This window comes from Salmonella sp. SSDFZ54, assembly GCF_004010735.1.
In the GTDB taxonomy this organism is placed as follows: domain Bacteria; phylum Pseudomonadota; class Gammaproteobacteria; order Enterobacterales; family Enterobacteriaceae; genus Salmonella; species Salmonella enterica.
On sequence record NZ_CP034819.1, the window covers coordinates 145544 to 164785 of the forward strand.

Consider the following 19242-nt stretch of genomic DNA (forward strand, 5'->3'; position numbering starts at 1 on the left):
TTTCTTTCAGCTTGCGTCAGCACGCCCTGGTAACAAATTGGAATGCTATTTTGATTTTTCGTGTCGATTTTGATTCAGACGCCTGTTTATTTTCTGACGGGCAGCGTAAACTCCGCCTCTCTTCACACCACTGATATAGAAACATGCACAACAGTCCCGCCGCCGCTGCGCCTAAATCGTTTGACCTGACGTCTACCGCCTTTTTGATCGTGGCTTTTCTCACCGGTATTGCCGGTGCGTTACAGACGCCGACGCTCAGTATTTTTCTGACGGATGAGGTTCACGCCCGTCCCGGCATGGTGGGTTTCTTTTTTACCGGCAGCGCGGTTATCGGCATTATCGTGAGCCAGTTTCTGGCGGGTCGCTCAGATAAAAAAGGCGATCGCAAAAAACTGATCGTTTTCTGTTGCGTGCTGGGCATGTTGGCCTGCGTGTTGTTTGCCTGGAACCGCAACTACTTTATTTTGCTGTTCATTGGCGTCTTTCTCAGTAGCTTCGGCTCTACCGCCAACCCGCAGATGTTTGCGCTGGCCCGAGAACATGCCGATCGTACAGGTCGTGAAGCAGTGATGTTCAGCTCAATCCTCCGCGCCCAGGTCTCGTTGGCCTGGGTCATTGGGCCGCCGCTGGCCTATGCGCTGGCGATGGGTTTTAGCTTTACGGTGATGTATTTGAGCGCGGCGGTAGCTTTTATCGTCTGCGGCGTCATGGTGTGGTTCTTTTTACCGTCAATGCGCAAAGATGCGCCGCTGGCAACCGGCACGCTGGAAGCACCGCGTCGTAATCGCCGCGATACGCTGTTGCTGTTTGTCATCTGTACGTTAATGTGGGGAACTAACAGCCTGTATATCATTAATATGCCGCTGTTTATCATCAATGAGCTGCATCTTCCGGAAAAACTTGCAGGCGTGATGATGGGCACCGCCGCCGGGCTGGAGATTCCCACAATGCTGATTGCAGGTTACTTCGCCAAACGGTTGGGAAAACGCCTGTTAATGTGCATCGCCGTTGTCGCCGGACTGTGCTTTTATGCGGGGATGTTGCTGGCGCACGCACCGGCAACGTTGCTCGGCTTGCAGTTGCTGAACGCGATTTACATCGGCATTCTTGGCGGGATTGGCATGCTCTATTTTCAGGATCTCATGCCAGGCCAGGCGGGTTCAGCCACCACGCTGTATACCAATACCATTCGCGTCGGCTGGATCATTGCCGGTTCGTTGGCGGGAATCGCCGCAGAAATCTGGAATTATCATGCGGTCTTCTGGTTTGCGTTAGTCATGATTGTCGCCACCATGTTCTGCCTGGCGCGTATTAAAGATGTTTAACTTGCAAGCCTGATACTTTTACTCTTCGACACATTTCAGCGCAGAGTTTACCTCTGCGCAATGTTCATGCACGGTGATTCATTGTCTTTTTCTCAATACGATATTCTGTTAGCGCCCTCCTACATAAAAGACCGGTTATTGAGAAAATTACGCCCATCAGCCCGCAAAGGACCAACACCAGCCGCATCTTATATTTTGGTGTTACAGCAACATCTATCACTTCAATGTTAGCATTATTTTTAACCGCCTCCGACAACAATGATAGCTTTGCATATGTTTCCGTTTGTAACATATTTTTATGCACGCTATAACGTTTAATGTCACCGTCATCGATATACCATGCTGCCATTTTATCGACACTATTTTTCAGGGTGGAAATAATATTATTGACACTTTCTTCCCTCCCCTGCGCCTTAAAAATGACAAGCTGTTTTTTCGCGTCAAAACTTATTTTATTTTTATATTCCGTAGGCAAGAAACGGCTAAACTGGTTAAGGATAACCGTTGTTTTACATTGAATATCATTAGTATAGCCACATAACGCATAGGTAGCAGGCGTATCCAGATTAGGTTTGATTGTCATACTCACAACCTTTGTATCATGCTGCACGCTCACAAAAACATAGCCAATGGCAACAAAAATAAAGGTAGCGATCATGATACTTAGCCATTTTCTTATAAGGAATAAGGAAACGTCGACTAAATCAATTTCACTATTTTCTCCCCGCATTTCACATCCCTTTTAAAACGCTAATAGTCAACCCACATACTGAAATAACAAAAAGCAACACCAGCGTAAAAATAAACGCCCTGGCTGCGAACGTATATTTCTTCATAAGATAAAACCCACACATAAGAATTCGAGTATTTTAAAGGAAAATAACAATACATTCACACTGGTTATATCGATCGGTAAATACATCAATGATAGATATAAGCTATCAAATTCATGATATCGATCGTTATAAATAATTAAAATCGATCAAAATTCCTCTTTTTAATAGATAAAAACTATCATATAAATAAAATTGATCGTTTTTGTTTTATGTGACGGTTCATTCGGTACACGTTCAGGCACCAACGGGGTTGAGCGGCGACATCTACCGCTTCAGAAGCCACGAAATAAGGGAATCATGTATTACGCTATTTAATGGTAAAAGGAGGTAATTTGAGGCGCAGCTTTTGCAGACTATTTCGGGATATAACGTAAGCCCCTGCACATTTATCAAAAACGGCTTAGCTCATGGTAAGGTTTTCTGTTCGAGTTCCAGCAAATAAATAATGGCCTCTTCCCGGGTCGTTAAACACATGTCCCCTGCCGGTTGCAAACCAGAGCACACTTTTGGGCGTAAAGGCGAGCCAAAGATAAGGCACAAGTTATCTTCCGAAAGCTGCACGCATCTGGTATTCATCGGCTTGCCATTCGGCATTCCGGGTATCGGCGACGAAATTGAAGGCGCAATACAGCAAGCGCCACAACCGCTACGACAGTCCATGCTCAGCCCTCTATTTATAACCAAATGAAAGATAACAGAATTTGTCCAAAGAAAAATCCAGATTTAAAATGTAGACGTCATCATGATCAGGCCTGCCCTCAGACATTCCGAAGACAAGGCTGGAAACAGAAGGGACAACACAGCACACTTCCCCCCTCCGGGCGACATGCCATCGCGTATTCTCGTTGAACGCGGAACGGAAAGCGGGCGAACAGTATCACCTTTTTTGCACCAGCAAAAGTGACAATTCCACTTGCCTGGACGGCCCGGCGCGAGTAGTTTTACGCGATATTTTAGATAATCTCTACAACAGGATCTCCTCGATGCCAAGAGCGAACGAAATCAAAAAGGGTATGGTACTGAACTACAACGGCAAATTGCTGATTGTGAAAGATATCGACATTCAGTCGCCTACCGCCCGTGGCGCCGCCACACTGTATAAAATGCGTTTTTCCGATGTCCGCACCGGTCTGAAAGTGGAAGAACGTTTCAAAGGCGACGATATCGTTGATACCGTCACCCTGAGCCGTCGCGGCGTTGACTTTTCTTATGTCGATGGCAACGAATATGTGTTCATGGATAAAGAAGACTATACGCCGTATACCTTCACCAAAGATCAGATTGAAGAAGAGTTGCTGTTTATGCCTGAAGGCGGAATGCCGGATATGCAGGTTCTGACCTGGGACGGCCAACTGCTGGCGCTAGAGCTTCCGCAGACCGTGGATCTGGAAATCGTCGAAACCGCGCCGGGTATTAAAGGAGCGTCCGCCAGCGCACGTAACAAACCCGCGACATTAAGCACCGGTCTGGTGATTCAGGTTCCCGAATACCTGAGCGCAGGTGAGAAAATCCGCATTCATATCGAAGAGCGCCGTTATATGGGGCGCGCGGATTAAGTTTCGCATTTTTCGGCTGCGCCCCAGGGCGCAGCCTGACCCTTTTCTTTATTGACTGTTCTGCGCCCGGAAAGAGAAACGTTAAAAATTTAACATTTTCTGCTCTTAAGATGGCAGAAGCACGACTTCGTCAACTCAGCGCTTCTCTTTTTCACGTTTATTCGCCAGGATTATTAAAGTTGTTATGTTGTATCAATATTCTGGAGCTGACGTGACCAAAACCAATCTTATTACTGGATTTCTCGGTAGCGGAAAAACCACCTCTATCCTTCATTTATTAGCCCATAAAGATCCGGCTGAAAAGTGGGCCGTCCTGGTCAATGAATTTGGCGAAGTGGGTATTGACGGCGCGCTGCTTGCCGACAGCGGCGCACTGCTAAAAGAGATCCCCGGCGGCTGCATGTGCTGCGTCAACGGATTGCCTATGCAGGTGGGGCTCAACACGCTGCTGCGCCAGGGCAAACCTGACCGGTTGCTGATTGAACCAACCGGACTGGGACACCCAAAACAGATTCTGGATTTATTAACTGCGCCGGTTTATGAGCCGTGGATTGATTTACGCGCCACGCTCTGCATCCTGGACCCTCGCCTGCTACTGGACCAACAGAGCGTCGCCAATGAAAATTTCCGCGATCAGCTCGCCTCAGCCGATATTATCATCGCCAATAAGACCGATCGCGCCACGGCGCAGAGCGATGCCGCCCTGCAACAGTGGTGGCGACAGTACGGCGGCGATCGTCAACTGATTCATGCCGAACATGGACAGATAGACGGTAAGCTTCTGGATTTACCGCGACAAAACCTGGCGGAACTGCCGGCCAGCGCCGCGCATTCACACACTCATGCCAGTAAAAAAGGACTCGCTGCGCTAAATCTGCCCGCCCAGCAGCGCTGGCGACGCAGCCTCAATAGCGGACAGGGTCATCAGGCCTGCGGCTGGATTTTCGATGCCGATACCGTGTTTGACACCATTGGCCTACTCGAATGGGCGCGTCTGGCGCCGGTGGGCCGGGTGAAAGGCGTTATGCGCATACAAGAGGGGCTGGTACGCATCAATCGCCAGGGCGATGACCTGCACATCGAAACACAGAGTGTCGCGCCGCCGGACAGCCGGGTTGAACTTATCTCAAACACAGAAACCGACTGGAATACGTTACAGACGGCCTTGTTGAAGCTTCGTTTAGCGACGCACGCGTAAGGTTGCCACCGTTTAAAAACTATGGCGAAATGACGATGAAAACCCGCTATTCCTTGATAATTCTGCTTAATGCCGCCGGTCTGGCGCTGTTTTTGTCATGGTATCTTCCCGTCAATCACGGTTTCTGGTTCACCATTGATTCCGGCATATTCCACTTCTTTAACCAGAAACTGGTGGAAAGCCACGCGTTCCTCTGGTGGGTCGCTATTACCAATAATCGGGCGTTTGACGGCTGTTCGCTACTGGCGATGGGCGGACTGATGCTCAGTTTCTGGCTAAAAGAAAACGCATCGGGCCGGCGGCGCATCGTGATAATCGGATTGGTCATGCTGCTAACAGCGGTGGTGCTTAACCAACTCGGTCAGGCGCTGATCCCCGTCAAGCGCGCCAGCCCAACGCTCTCTTTTGAGCATATTTATCGCGTCAGCGAGTTGCTGCATATCCCGACAAAAGACGCGTCAAAAGACAGTTTCCCAGGCGATCACGGTATGATGCTGCTGATATTTTCCGCCTTTATGCTGCGTTATTTCGGCAAAACGGCGGGGATTATCGCCCTTATTATATTTGTGGTTTTCGCGTTTCCGCGCGTTATGATTGGCGCTCACTGGTTCACCGATATTGTGGTCGGGTCACTCACGGTTATTTTGATTGGCCTCCCCTGGTGGCTGATGACCCCGCTCAGCGACCGGGCGATAGCGCTTTTTGAGAATTATCTCCCGGGCGGAAATAAACAAATCTTAAACAAATAACCCATACAATTAACATTACCTTCAGCGATAGTTTTACATCGTTGAAGGTAATTTATGATGATATTCCCCCAGCCCATCATTTTTCGGTCATATTATTCCTCTGCAAAATGAACAGGTTGCACGATTTTTAAACGATTTGCGCTTAATTTGACCCGTGCTGATAGCTCACTTTTCGTATCATAAATTCTTATAAAAAATCACGCGAAATCGCTCGCAATGACAGCAACAATCGGGTAATCTCAAACTCGTTTTGCCTCGCCAGATAATTATTCTCATTGCGAATAAATTTGTGCGTTCCGCCACAGATTTGTGCACAAAGAATTGTCTCAAGCTGTGCAGGTAATTAGTCTCATCACGTTTGGCATTTTTATAACGATATTTATCGTTAAGGACTTCAAGGGAAAACAAACAACATGGTCAAATCTCAACCGATTTTGAGATATATTTTGCGCGGGATTCCTGCGATTGCAGTTGCGGTTCTGCTTTCTGCTTGTAGCACAACCACCAATACCGTAAAGAATATGCATTCTGAGACGCATGCTGTGGGCAATAGCGATAGCTCTTCACTGCAAGCCTCTCAGGATGAATTTGAAAATATGGTGCGTAACCTCGACGTTAAGTCGCGGATTATGGATCAGTATGCTGACTGGAAAGGCGTGCGTTACCGCCTGGGCGGCAGCACTAAGAAAGGCGTCGACTGTTCCAGCTTTGTACAGCGCACCTTCCGTGAACAGTTTGGTTTAGAGCTTCCGCGTTCAACCTATGAACAGCAGGAAATGGGCAAAGCGGTTTCACGCAATAACCTGCGTACGGGCGATCTGGTTCTGTTCCGCGCCGGTTCCACTGGTCGCCATGTCGGTATTTATATCGGCAATAACCAGTTTGTCCATGCGTCTACCAGTAGCGGCGTCATTATCTCCAGTATGAACGAACCGTACTGGAAAAAACGCTACAATGAAGCGCGTCGAGTTCTGAGCCGCAGTTAATCTTCATCAGGCAGCACCTCCCTTGGCTTACCTGATGAGACGGCATAAAAAGCACTGCTTCGGCAGTGCTTTTGCTTATTATCCCTTCTGAACCCGTTTTACCGAATAGCGACGTGTCGCCTCTTATCCAGCCTACAACACACGAACATAGGCCTGATAAACATAGCGCCATCAGACATTCAGGTCGTTTCCGCCAACGACTACTGCGACAATACGCTTTCCTGCGCATCACAGAAAAGCATGACTATCCGGGGTAATCCAGGCTATAGTCTTATAAATCAACCAGTTTAACCGGCATCCGCCTTTTCAGGTCACACCAGGAATTATGCTAACACGCGACTCCTCTTCCGGTCGGAAAATCCTGCTTACCTGTATCATTACGGGGATGGCGGCAGCATTACTTATTGGTAGCCTGCAATTTTTCCTGTCGTGGCATAAACGGGATGTTAAATACAATACGCTCCTTTCTGATGTACAACATTACCTGGCCAGCTATTTCGCCGACCTGAAAGCCACCACCGATATTCTTCAACCGTTGACGATCAACACCTGTCAGCAGGTTGGCGCAGAACTCACCTCAAGAGCCGCTTTTAGCCTTAATGTCCGCGCCTTCTTATTGATTAAAGATAAAAAAGTGTTCTGCTCTTCCGCCACTGGCGCCATGAATATGCCGCTTCAGCAATTGGTGCCGGATATAGATATCCGCAAAGACGTTGCTATGGCGATTCTGCCCGGCACGCCAATGATGCCCAACAAACCGACAATGGTGATTTGGTATCGAAACCCATTACTAAATGACAGCGGCGTATTCACATCGCTGAATATTAACCTGACGCCCTACTTACTCTATACCACGCGCCAGGACGATTTTAACGGCATCGCGCTGATTGTCGGCAATACCGCGCTGTCGACCTTTTCTTCGCGTCTGCTGGCCGTCGCGGAGCTGCCGGGCACGCCATCACGACAGGCAACTATCAACGGCCTGCCGCTTAAAATACAGCTTTATGCCGATAGCTGGACCTACAATGACTTGTGGTATACGTTGATGCTGGGCTGCATTAGCGGCATCGTAGCAGGGTTTATCTGTTACTTTATCTATGCCCTCCGGACGCGACCGGGCAAAGAGATTTTAACGGCGATCAAACACGAGCAGTTTTATGTGGTTTATCAGCCCGTCGTCGATACTCGTACGCTGAGCGTCACCGGGCTTGAAGTCTTACTGCGCTGGCGTCACCCTACGGCAGGCGAGATTCCGCCGGATGCCTTTATCCACTATGCCGAAGCGCAGCAACTTATCGTACCATTAACGCAGCATCTGTTCGAGCTGATCGCCCGCGACGCACCCACGCTACAGAAGGTGATGCCCGTCGGTGCCAAATTTGGCATTAACATCGCGCCGGAACATCTGCACAGCGACAGTTTTAAAGAGGATATGCACCGGCTCAGGGACGCCCTGCCCGCGCACCATTTTCATATCGTGCTGGAAATCACTGAACGCGATATGCTTCAACAGTATGAAGCGGCCAAACTGTTCGAATGGCTGCATTCCGCCGGGTTTGAAATCGCTATAGATGATTTCGGTACAGGCCATAGCGCCCTGATTTATCTGGAGCGATTTACTTTAGATTATCTGAAAATCGATCGCGGCTTTATCCAGGCGATCGGCACGGAAACCGTCACGTCGCCGGTTCTGGATACCGTGCTGACGCTCTCCAGACGCCTGAATATGCTGACGGTGGCCGAGGGCGTTGAAACGCCGGAGCAGGCCCGTTGGCTACGCGATCACGGTGTTAATTACTTGCAGGGGTACTGGATTAGCCGTCCTTTACCCCTAAAAGATTTCGTGCTGTGGATGTCGGCGCCTTCCGTGCCTGAATGGTAGTCCCCTTACGGTTTTAACGGATTCACATCAGACGCAACGTCACTTATTATTCAGCGAAACGCCTGCCGGTTTGCAGCGGGCAATACGATAAGGAAACCGCCTTCAGATGATTGCGCGCGTAATGCTTCTGCTTGTCGCACTGGTTAGCGCTGGCGCCCAGGCCCAGGAAATCAAAGAAAGCTACGCTTTCGCCGTACTCGGCGAACCTAAGTATGCTTTTAACTTTGATCACTTTGATTATGTGAATCCTGCTGCGCCGAAAGGCGGTCAGATGACGCTTTCCGCCATTGGTACGTTCGATAATTTCAATCGCTATTCGCTGCGCGGCAATCCCGGCGTACGTACCGAAGCCCTTTACGATACGCTTTTTACCACCTCGGATGATGAGCCCGGAAGCTATTATCCGCTGATTGCCGACCATGCCCGCTATGCCGCCGACTATTCCTGGGTGGAAATCTCGATTAACCCCCGCGCTCGTTTTCACGATGGCACGCCCATTACCGCCCGCGATGTGGCCTTTACCTTTCATAAGTTTATGACCGAAGGCGTACCGCAGTTCCGTCTGGTCTATAAAGGTACTACCGTGAAGGCGATTGCGCCTTTAACCGTGCGAATTGAGCTGGCGAAGCCTGGTAAAGAAGACATGCTTAGTCTGTTTTCACTACCGATCATGCCCGAAAAATTCTGGAAAAATCACAAACTTAGCGATCCGCTTTCAACGCCGCCCTTAGCCAGCGGGCCATACCGGATTACTCAGTGGAAAATGGGCCAGTACATTGTCTATTCACGCGTCAAAAACTACTGGGCGGCTAATCTGCCGGTCAATCGTGGACGCTTTAACCTCGACACTATCCGCTACGATTACTACCTTGATGACAATGTCGCTTTCGAGGCGTTTAAAGCGGGCGCATTTGATCTACGGCTGGAAAACGACGCTAAAAACTGGGCAACGCGCTATATCGGTAAAAATTTCGATAATCATTACATCATTAAAGAAGAGCAGAAAAACGAGTCGGCGCAGGACACACGCTGGCTGGCCTTTAATATTCAGCGCCCGGTATTTAAAGACCGGCGGGTACGTGAAGCTGTCACCCTGGCCTTCGATTTTGAGTGGATGAATAAAGCGCTGTTCTATAATGCCTGGAGCCGAACCAACAGTTACTTCCAGAATACCGAGTACGCCGCCAGAAATTACCCTGACGCCGATGAGCTGGTATTACTCGCGCCGATGAAAAAAGATCTTCCTCCTGAAGTCTTCACCCAGATCTATCAGCCGCCGGTCTCTAACGGCGACGGCTACGATCGCGAAAATCTTCTTAAAGCTGACGCCTTGTTGACGCAGGCCGGATGGGTGATCAACGGACAGCAACGGGTCAATAGCGTCACCGGTAAGCCTCTGACGTTTGAACTTCTCCTTCCTGCCAGCAGTAATAGCCAGTGGGTTCTGCCCTTCCAGCATAATCTTCAGCGTCTGGGCATTACGATGACTATCCGTCAGGTTGATAATTCTCAGCTCACCAACCGGATGCGCAGCCGCGACTATGACATGATGCCGAGGCTATGGCGGGCGATGCCCTGGCCCAGCTCCGATCTACAAATCTCATGGGCGTCGGAATACATTGACTCCAGTTATAACGCTCCCGGCGTACAAAGTTCGGTGGTGGATAAACTGATCGCGCAAATTATCGCAGCGCAGGGTGATAAAGCGAAACTGGTGCCGCTGGGACGGGCGCTGGATCGCGTGCTGACCTGGAACTATTACATGCTGCCGATGTGGTATATGGCGCAAGACAGGCTCGCCTGGTGGGATAAATTCTCCCATCCGGCGATTCGCCCGGTATATACCATCGGGTTAGATACCTGGTGGTATGATGTCAACAAAGCCGCCAAGCTACCGGCAGCCAGGAGGTAGTAAGAATCAATGGGCGCCTATCTTATCCGCCGTCTGTTACTGGTGATCCCCACGCTATGGGCCATTATTACCATTAACTTTTTTATCGTGCAGATCGCTCCCGGCGGCCCTGTCGATCAGGCTATTGCCGCGATTGAATTTGGCCAGGGCGGCGCGTTGCCCGGCGCCAGCGGCGAAGGCGTTCGCGCCAGTCATGCGCAAACCGGCGTCGGCAATATCAGCGACAGCCATTATCGCGGCGGCCGGGGACTCGATCCGGAGGTGATCGCGGAGATCACCCATCGCTACGGCTTCGACAAACCGCTGCATGAGCGTTATTTCAAGATGCTACGGGACTATCTCTCTTTTGACTTCGGCGACAGTCTGTTTCGCAGCGCATCCGTACTAACGCTGATCAAAGATAGCCTTCCCGTCTCCATTACCCTGGGATTATGGAGCACGCTGATTATTTATCTGGTGTCTATCCCGCTGGGGATCCGCAAAGCCGTCCATAACGGCAGTCGCTTTGATGTGTGGAGCAGCGCGTTTATCATTATTGGTTATGCGATCCCCGCCTTTCTGTTCGCTATTTTATTAATCGTCTTTTTTGCCGGCGGCAGCTACTACGATATCTTTCCGCTACGTGGCCTGGTCTCCGCCAACTTTGACACGTTACCGTGGTACCAGAAAATCACCGATTATTTGTGGCATATTACGCTACCGGTGTTGGCGACCGTCATCGGCGGTTTTGCCGCCCTGACGATGCTGACGAAAAATTCGTTTCTCGACGAGGTGCGTAAACAGTATGTCGTTACCGCTCGCGCTAAAGGCGTGAGTGAAAAAAACATTCTCTGGAAACATGTTTTTCGTAACGCCATGCTGCTGGTGATCGCCGGGTTTCCCGCCACTTTTATCAGTATGTTTTTCACCGGCTCGCTGCTAATTGAAGTCATGTTCTCGCTCAACGGCCTGGGGCTGCTGGGTTATGAAGCAACCGTTTCGCGCGACTATCCGGTGATGTTCGGCACGCTTTATATCTTTACCCTGATTGGCTTATTACTGAATATCCTGAGCGATATCAGCTATACGCTGGTCGATCCACGCATTGATTTTGAGGGACGATAATGCCGCGATTAAGCCCGGTCAATCAGGCCCGCTGGGCGCGTTTCCGCCATAATCGCCGGGGCTACTGGTCACTATGGATTTTCCTGGTCGTGTTCAGCCTGAGCTTATGCGCGGAACTGATTGCTAACGATAAGCCATTGCTGGTGCGCTATGAAGGCCAGTGGTATTTTCCGCTGGTAAAAAATTACAGCGAGCGCGATTTCGGCGGCCCGCTGGCGACAACGGCAGACTATCAGGACCCCTGGCTACAACGGCAGCTTGAGAATCGGGGCTGGGTGTTGTGGGCCCCCGTACGCTTTGGCGCCAATACCATTAATTTTGCCACCACGCAGCCTTTCCCCTCCCCGCCTTCGGCGAAAAACTGGCTGGGCACCGATGCGAATGGCGGCGACGTTTTCGCCCGCATCCTGTACGGCACCCGCATTTCTATTTTATTCGGTCTGATGTTAACGATTTGCTCCAGCGTCATGGGCGTACTGGCGGGCGCGCTACAGGGCTATTATGGCGGCAAAGTCGATTTATGGGGGCAACGTCTCATTGAAGTCTGGTCGGGAATGCCGACCCTGTTTCTGATTATTTTACTTTCCAGCGTAGTGCAGCCTAACTTCTGGTGGTTGCTGGCCATAACCGTACTGTTTGGCTGGATGAGTCTGGTGGGCGTGGTGCGCGCCGAGTTTTTACGGACCCGCAATTTTGACTATATCCGCGCCGCGCAGGCGCTTGGCGTCAGCGATCGTGACATTATCCTGCGCCATATGTTGCCTAATGCGATGGTCGCTACCCTGACATTTTTACCGTTCATTTTATGTAGCTCCATCACCACCCTGACGTCGCTGGATTTTCTGGGATTTGGTCTGCCGCTTGGCTCCCCTTCTCTCGGCGAACTTCTTTTACAGGGGAAAAACAACTTACAGGCTCCCTGGCTGGGGATCGCCGCCTTTCTGTCTGTCGCCATTCTGCTATCGCTGCTGATTTTTATCGGCGAAGCGGTACGCGACGCCTTTGATCCTGCTAAGGCGGTATAAGATGACATCTCCATTGCTTGCAATTGAAAATTTATCGGTAGGTTTCCGTCAGCAACAGCACGTGCGCCCTGTCGTTAACGCCATTTCGTTACAGGTGAACGCCGGGGAAACGCTGGCGCTGGTCGGCGAGTCCGGGTCAGGAAAAAGCGTGACGGCGCTTTCCATTCTGCGTCTTTTGCCTACCCCTCCCGCCGTCTACCTCTCCGGCGATATTCGCTTTCACGGCGAATCATTGCTTCATGCCAGCGAGCAGACGCTACGCGGCGTGCGCGGCAATAAAATCGCCATGATTTTTCAGGAACCGATGGTTTCACTTAACCCGCTGCATACGCTGGAAAAACAGCTCTATGAAGTGCTGTCGCTCCATCGGGGAATTCGTCGGGAGGCGGCAAGGGCGGAGATGATCGGTTGTCTGGATCGGGTCGGTATCCGCCAGGCGAGCCAGCGTCTGCGCGATTATCCGCATCAGCTTTCCGGCGGCGAACGCCAGCGCGTCATGATAGCCATGGCGCTGTTAACACGGCCGGAATTACTGATCGCCGATGAGCCGACCACCGCCCTCGACGTCTCCGTACAGGCGCAGATTTTATCTCTACTGCGGGAACTCCAGCGCGAGCTCAATATGGGATTGCTGTTTATCACCCATAACCTCAGCATTGTAAAAAAACTGGCGGATTCAGTGGCGGTAATGCAACACGGCAAGTGCGTAGAGAACCAACGCGCCGACACGCTGCTCTCCGCGCCGACCCATCCATACACGCAAAAACTACTCAACAGCGAACCCACAGGCGATCCGGTTCCGCTCCCCGCCGGGCAGACGCCGTTGCTGGAAGTAGACAGGCTGCGCGTCGCCTTCCCGATCCGCAAAGGCATTCTGAAGCGCGTCGTGGATCATAATGTGGTGGTTAACAATATCAGTTTCACCCTGCATCCAGGCGAAACGCTGGGTCTGGTCGGCGAGTCAGGATCGGGAAAAAGCACCACCGGTCTGGCGCTGTTACGGCTTATCCGCTCCGAAGGCCGCATCGTATTTGACGGTCAATCGCTGGATACGTTAAACCGCCGCCAGCTTTTACCTGTTCGCCACCGTATCCAGGTCGTATTCCAGGACCCGAACTCATCGCTAAACCCGCGTTTAAACGTGTTGCAAATTATCGAAGAAGGCCTGCGCGTCCACCAGCCTACGCTTTCAGGCGCGCAGCGCGAACAGCAGGTGAAAGCGGTCATGATGGAAGTCGGCCTGGACCCGGAAACACGGCATCGTTACCCCGCTGAGTTTTCCGGCGGCCAGCGTCAACGTATCGCCGTCGCCAGGGCGCTGATTTTAAAACCGTCGCTTATTATTCTGGATGAACCGACCTCATCGCTGGATAAAACCGTTCAGGCGCAGATTCTTGCCCTCCTGAAATCGCTCCAGCAAAAGCACCGTCTGGCCTATATCTTCATTAGCCACGATCTGCATGTAGTACGCGCGCTGTGCCATCAGGTTATCGTGCTGCGACAGGGGGAGGTGGTTGAACAGGGGCAATGCGAGCGCGTGTTTACCGCACCGCAACAGGCCTATACGCGTCAGCTACTCGCGTTAAGCTGACGCCTAAAAAGGATTATTGTTAGAAAAAGGTTCCGCTATCGCCACGCCGAAATTTTTCAGCCGACAGGTGGCGGCAAACTCATCCTGACGATTAACGAACAGGCACGGTTCCCCTTCGCACTCCAGCACGGAGCAAGGAACTTCAATATCGCTTAGCGCCTGGCTGAGCTTATGCATCACTGACCACGCGCTATCGCCTGCCGGACTCAACAGTTTAAGCGCCACCAGACTATTCTCGGTGCTCTGCCCGTTTTGCGGAATCGGTTCAACCTTTGACCCCGCAAAACCCGCCGACCAGCGATAGTTTTGCGGCAGACGGTGAACAATTGAGAGCTGTAATGTATTCACTTTCTTTCCCCGGAAGCACAATTACTTCACAATTTACTTACATTTATATTAACACATCATTGACAACCCGTCCTTAAACAGATTGCTAACGCCCTTCTCTCCGTCAGTGGCTCTATAGCAAGCGGGAGTTAAAATAGTTTTACCGACGCGGAGATAGCGGCGGGCTATATGTACCCGTTTCTGCGATCTAACTCAACCTTTTTAACTACAATGATGTGACTTTTTACATAAATGGATTTTACATAAAATAAACATAAAGGAGGAAAATGATGAATTGGTAATTGATATACATCAACTATGAAAGCCGTTTGGCTTTGCCATCGTGTAGCGGATAGCGTCCCCCAACGCCGCCTGCGCATTCTTCGGCGCCATTGAGGGACACCGCGCCCGTCACCGTTTTTTGGGACGGCTGGCGTAGAGATAAAACAGAATGGAACAGGCGGCGCAAAGCGCAATCGACCAGATCATCGGCCACGCACTGGTAAAGGTAGCCAGCGACAGCAACGCGCCGACGATAGCGCCAATACCAAAGCGGAAAGTGCCCGCCAACGAAGACGCCGTTCCGGCCATATGCGGAAACTCATCCAAAATGACCGCCATCGCATTGGACGAAACCATCGACACACAGCCGACAAACGCCGCAACGCCGACCACCAGCGCCCAGAATCCAATGCCCATCAGCGCGCTGAAAACCATCCACACCGCCATCGCAAACTGAATCCATAGCCCGGCCCGAAACATGTTTAGCGCCCCTACCCGTCTGACAAAACGGCTGTTGATAATCGTCATCACAAACAGAAATACGATGTTCAACGCGAAGTAGTAGCCGAAATCCTGCGGCGGAACATGATTAATTTCGATATAGACAAACGGCCCCGCGCTCAAAAAAGAGAACATACCGGCAAAACTGAACCCGCTCGCCAGCATATAGCTCAGTACGCGTTTGTGGCGAAACAACGCGGCAAAGTTACCTATTGTGGTACGAATATGAAAAGGCTGACGCCGCTCAACGGGCAGCGTCTCTTTAATCAGAGCAAAGATCATGACTGACGCCAGAATCGCCGCAATGGCCAGTATCCAGAAGATATAGTGCCAGCTTAACCATACCAACACCCAGCCGCCGACAATGGGTGCCATTAACGGCGCTATCGTAGTGACCAGCATGACAAATGACATCATGCGCGAAAACTCTTCCTTTGGATAAATATCCCGCATCAGCGCATTGATGACGACGCTTGCCGCCGCGGCCGCCAAACCGTGAAAGAAACGCATCACGATCAGTTGATCGATAGTCTGCGCCAACGCACAGGCGACCGCCGCAGCGGCAAATACCAGCGTCCCGCCCAGGATGACCGGCTTACGCCCGAGGCTATCCGCCATCGGTCCATAGATAAGCTGCCCCAGCGCAAACCCCAGAATATAGGTGCTGAGCGTCATCTGCGCGCTACCGGCAGGCACGCCGAATTGCGCAGAAATCACCGGCAGCGCTGGAAGATACATATCAATCGACAGCGGCATTAACATGGCCAACAGGCCAAGGATAAAGACAATGGCAAAGGAAGAGTGCTGCCGGGTGGTCACATCGAACTCCTGAATTTAACGAGATAGTTAGCCGACGCTGGCGATTTCTTCTTCAGTCAACGGGCGGTACTCGCCGGGAGCCAGATTCTCATCCAGCGTAATGGCGCCAATCCGTTCGCGGTGCAGTTCCACAACGCGATTGCCTACTGCGGCAAACATCCGCTTCACCTGATGATAACGGCCTTCGCTGATGGTCAGACGAACCTGCACAGGTGTTATCACCTCCAGCGTAGCGGGTTTAGTGAGATCTTTTTCATTATGCAACTGCACGCCTTTCGCAAATTGCGCTGCCGTATCGTCAGCCACCGGCGACTCCAGGGTCACCAGATAGGTTTTTTCACAGTGATGGCGCGGCGACGTAATGCGGTGCGACCACTGACCGTCATCTGTCATTAACACCAGACCGGTAGTATCGATATCCAGACGTCCTGCGGCATGCAGCTTATACGCCACCGGCTCATCCAGGAAATACAGCACCGTTGGATGATCGGGATCATCGGTTGAACAAACGTATCCCTGCGGCTTGTTAAGCATAAAATAGCGTGGCCCGTGTTGCTGCGCTAAGGGATTGCCGTCATACGCAACCGCATGTTCCGGGAGCAGTTTGAAGGCCGCATTTTTAATGATGTCGCCATCGACGGTAACGCGGTTACCACGAATTTCACGCCCGGCAATAGCGCGGCTGACGCCAAGCTGCTGAGCGATAAATTTATCAAGTCGCATGTGTGTGATTTAGCCTGTAATAATACGGAAATCGGGCATTCTACCCGAAAAAAGGGAATTGCTATCCGCTCAGTATAGCGGGCTAACTATATCCCTCAAGGGAAATGATTCATGGCATACTATTCCCGGAACCGTTTAACGTAGTGAGACCATGATTTTTACACTCCGCCCCTACCAGCAAGAAGCCGTAGACGCCACGCTCAGCCACTTTCGCCGCCACCGTACGCCCGCCGTGATTGTTCTGCCGACCGGCGCAGGTAAAAGCCTGGTGATCGCCGAACTGGCGCGCGTCGCCCGCGGACGGGTACTGGTGCTGGCGCATGTGAAAGAGCTGGTCGCGCAGAACCACGCCAAATATTGCGCGCTGGGGCTGGAAGCGGATATTTTCGCCGCCGGACTCAAACGTAAAGAGAGTCAGGGCAAAGTCGTGTTCGGCAGCGTACAGTCGGTGGCGCGTAATCTTGACGCCTTCCAGGAGGAGTTTTCGCTGTTGATTGTCGATGAATGCCACCGCATCGGTGACGATGAAGATAGTCAGTATCAGCAAATCCTCACTCACCTGAGTAAAGTTAATCCTCACTTACGTCTGCTTGGGCTCACCGCCACGCCCTTCCGCCTCGGAAAAGGCTGGATTTATCAATTTCATTATCACGGTATGGTGCGCGGCAACGACAACGCTCTGTTTCGCGACTGTATTTATGAACTGCCGCTGCGCTATATGATTAAACACGGCTATCTGACGCCGCCTGAGCGGCTTGATATGCCAGTGGTCCAATACGATTTCAGCCGCCTGCAGGCCCAAAGCAATGGGCTGTTCAGCGAAGCCGACCTGAACCGCGAGCTGAAAAAGCAGCAGCGGATTACGCCGCACATCATCAGCCAGATTATGGAATTTGCGCAAACGCGCAAAGGCGTGATGATTTTCGCCGCCACGGTCGAACATGCGAAAGAGATTGTCGGTCTGCTTCCGGCGGACGACGCGGCGCTGATTACCGGCGATACGCCAGGGCCCGAGCGCGACGCGCTGATTGATAATTTCAAGGCGCAGCGTTTTCGCTATCTGGTTAACGTCTCGGTGCTGACCACCGGCTTTGACGCCCCACACGTTGATCTCATCGCGATTCTACGTCCCACGGAGTCAGTTAGTCTTTACCAACAAATTGTCGGGCGTGGTCTGCGCCTTGCGCCGGGAAAGACCGATTGCCTGATTCTTGATTACGCTGGCAACCCGCACGACCTGTATGCCCCGGAGGTCGGTAGCCCGAAGGGAAAAAGCGATAACGTTCCTGTCCAGGTATTTTGCCCGGCCTGCGGCTTTGCCAACACCTTCTGGGGGAAAACCACTGCCGACGGCACGCTGATTGAACACTTTGGCCGTCGCTGCCAGGGCTGGTTTGAGGATGACGACGGCCATCGCGAGCAGTGCGATTTTCGCTTTCGCTTCAAAAACTGCCCGCAGTGTAATGCCGAAAACGATATTGCCGCCCGACGCTGCCGGGAATGTGACGCCATTCTGGTCGACCCGGACGATATGTTAAAAGCGGCGCTCAGGCTCAAGGATGCGTTAGTCCTGCGCTGTAGCGGAATGACGATGCAGCATGGGCAGGATGAGAAAGGCGAATGGCTGAAAATCACTTACTATGACGAGGACGGCGCGGATGTCAGTGAGCGCTTCCGCTTGCACACGCCCGCCCAGCGTACCGCTTTCGAACAGCTATTTATTCGCCCGCATACGCGCACGCCCGGCGTTCCTTTACGCTGGATCACGGCGGCGGATATTGTCGCGCAGCAGGCGCTGTTGCGGCATCCCGATTTTGTGGTCGCGCGGATGAAAGGCCAGTACTGGCAGGTGCGTGAAAAAGTGTTCGACTATGAAGGCCGCTTCCGCCGGGCGCACGAATTACGTGGTTAATTGTACTTTTCATTGATGTAACGGCGATTTGAGTATAGAATCCCGCCCGCCTTTGCATACGCAAAGCAGATCACTTACCTGTTGCTGGGTCGCCTGTAGCAGGAATTATTAAAGAGAGATTTAAATGTTTACTATCAACGCAGAAGTACGTAAAGAGCAGGGTAAGGGTGCGAGCCGCCGCCTGCGCGCCGCTAACAAGTTCCCGGCAATCATCTACGGCGGTTCTGAAGCCCCGATTGCTATCGAACTGGACCACGACCAGGTGATGAACATGCAAGCTAAAGCTGAATTCTACAGCGAAGTTCTGACCCTCGTTGTTGACGGTAAAGAAGTAAAAGTTAAAGCTCAGGCTGTACAGCGTCACGCTTACAAACCGAAGCTGACTCACATCGACTTCGTTCGCGCGTAATCGCCTGGAAGTTGAAGAAAAACCCCGCCCCGGCGGGGTTTTTTTATGCGTTTAATTGAATTTGACGACATGCAGAGCAACGAGAACCCACTTTGCTTTTCTGCT

General features: G+C 51.6%; 18 protein-coding genes. 12 read left to right on the plus strand and 6 right to left on the minus strand.

Annotation, left to right across the window (positions count from 1 at the left end):
* The first annotated feature begins 143 nt into the window (after positions 1-143).
* A complete protein-coding gene (setB, locus tag EOS97_RS00680; protein WP_000551934.1) occupies positions 144-1325 on the plus strand; it encodes a sugar efflux transporter SetB in 1182 nt (393 codons plus the stop codon).
* Between the two features lie 64 nt (positions 1326-1389).
* Here setB and EOS97_RS00685 read toward each other — a convergent pair whose 3' ends face one another.
* From EOS97_RS00685 to EOS97_RS00695, 3 genes are all read right to left on the minus strand, one after another.
* Positions 1390-2055 carry a GNVR domain-containing protein gene (locus EOS97_RS00685; protein ID WP_001213883.1) on the minus strand — a complete coding sequence of 222 codons (666 nt, stop codon included), beginning with the start codon at positions 2053-2055 and terminating at the stop codon, positions 1390-1392.
* A 1-nt stretch (position 2056) separates the two neighbouring features.
* Positions 2057-2179, minus strand: coding sequence for a hypothetical protein (locus EOS97_RS00690; RefSeq protein ID WP_001533779.1), 123 nt, complete (start codon positions 2177-2179; stop codon positions 2057-2059).
* A gap of 387 nt (positions 2180-2566) precedes the next feature.
* Entirely contained in the window at positions 2567-2821 is a 255-nt protein-coding gene (locus tag EOS97_RS00695) for a zinc/iron-chelating domain-containing protein (protein ID WP_023209193.1), read from the minus strand.
* Between the two features lie 323 nt (positions 2822-3144).
* Between EOS97_RS00695 and yeiP the strand changes: the two genes are divergently transcribed.
* The 9 genes from yeiP to yejF all read left to right on the plus strand — a co-directional run bounded on the left by yeiP (position 3145) and on the right by yejF (position 14164).
* Positions 3145-3717, plus strand: coding sequence for an elongation factor P-like protein YeiP (yeiP, locus tag EOS97_RS00700; protein ID WP_001136822.1), 573 nt, complete (start codon positions 3145-3147; stop codon positions 3715-3717).
* A 211-nt stretch (positions 3718-3928) separates the two neighbouring features.
* Positions 3929-4915 carry a GTP-binding protein gene (locus tag EOS97_RS00705; protein ID WP_000169350.1) on the plus strand — a complete coding sequence of 329 codons (987 nt, stop codon included), beginning with the start codon at positions 3929-3931 and terminating at the stop codon, positions 4913-4915.
* 29 nt (positions 4916-4944) lie between these two features.
* A complete protein-coding gene (locus EOS97_RS00710) occupies positions 4945-5664 on the plus strand; it encodes a phosphatase PAP2 family protein (RefSeq protein ID WP_000178095.1) in 720 nt (239 codons plus the stop codon).
* Between the two features lie 413 nt (positions 5665-6077).
* Positions 6078-6650, plus strand: coding sequence for a bifunctional murein DD-endopeptidase/murein LD-carboxypeptidase (gene mepS, locus EOS97_RS00715; RefSeq protein WP_000241017.1), 573 nt, complete (start codon positions 6078-6080; stop codon positions 6648-6650).
* Between the two features lie 325 nt (positions 6651-6975).
* Complete coding sequence (locus EOS97_RS00720; RefSeq protein WP_023165998.1) at positions 6976-8532, plus strand: cyclic di-GMP phosphodiesterase; 1557 nt, start codon at positions 6976-6978, stop codon at positions 8530-8532.
* 106 nt (positions 8533-8638) lie between these two features.
* Positions 8639-10444: an extracellular solute-binding protein gene (locus tag EOS97_RS00725; RefSeq protein WP_000561743.1), complete on the plus strand. Its 1806-nt coding sequence runs from the start codon at positions 8639-8641 to the stop codon at positions 10442-10444.
* A gap of 9 nt (positions 10445-10453) precedes the next feature.
* Positions 10454-11548 (plus strand): microcin C ABC transporter permease YejB, encoded by a 1095-nt coding sequence (locus tag EOS97_RS00730; RefSeq protein WP_000501623.1) that lies wholly within the window; start codon positions 10454-10456, stop codon positions 11546-11548.
* Positions 11548-12573, plus strand: coding sequence for an ABC transporter permease (locus EOS97_RS00735; RefSeq protein WP_001137761.1), 1026 nt, complete (start codon positions 11548-11550; stop codon positions 12571-12573). Before EOS97_RS00730 ends, EOS97_RS00735 begins: the two co-directional genes overlap by 1 nt.
* 1 nt (position 12574) lies before the next feature.
* Complete coding sequence (yejF, locus tag EOS97_RS00740) at positions 12575-14164, plus strand: microcin C ABC transporter ATP-binding protein YejF (protein WP_000203606.1); 1590 nt, start codon at positions 12575-12577, stop codon at positions 14162-14164.
* 3 nt (positions 14165-14167) lie between these two features.
* Here the strand turns inward: yejF and EOS97_RS00745 are convergent, their stop codons facing one another.
* The 3 genes from EOS97_RS00745 to rsuA form a co-directional block, all read right to left on the minus strand.
* A complete protein-coding gene (locus EOS97_RS00745) occupies positions 14168-14512 on the minus strand; it encodes a YejG family protein (protein ID WP_001094639.1) in 345 nt (114 codons plus the stop codon).
* Between the two features lie 390 nt (positions 14513-14902).
* A complete protein-coding gene (locus EOS97_RS00750; RefSeq protein WP_000213349.1) occupies positions 14903-16093 on the minus strand; it encodes a Bcr/CflA family multidrug efflux MFS transporter in 1191 nt (396 codons plus the stop codon).
* A gap of 27 nt (positions 16094-16120) precedes the next feature.
* Complete coding sequence (gene rsuA / locus EOS97_RS00755; protein ID WP_001234836.1) at positions 16121-16816, minus strand: 16S rRNA pseudouridine(516) synthase RsuA; 696 nt, start codon at positions 16814-16816, stop codon at positions 16121-16123.
* A gap of 151 nt (positions 16817-16967) precedes the next feature.
* Between rsuA and EOS97_RS00760 the strand changes: the two genes are divergently transcribed.
* Together EOS97_RS00760 and rplY are read left to right on the plus strand one after the other, a co-directional pair.
* Complete coding sequence (locus EOS97_RS00760; protein WP_000578121.1) at positions 16968-18728, plus strand: DEAD/DEAH box helicase; 1761 nt, start codon at positions 16968-16970, stop codon at positions 18726-18728.
* 124 nt (positions 18729-18852) lie between these two features.
* Positions 18853-19137 carry a 50S ribosomal protein L25 gene (gene rplY / locus EOS97_RS00765; protein WP_000494192.1) on the plus strand — a complete coding sequence of 95 codons (285 nt, stop codon included), beginning with the start codon at positions 18853-18855 and terminating at the stop codon, positions 19135-19137.
* Positions 19138-19242: the final 105 nt, after the last annotated feature.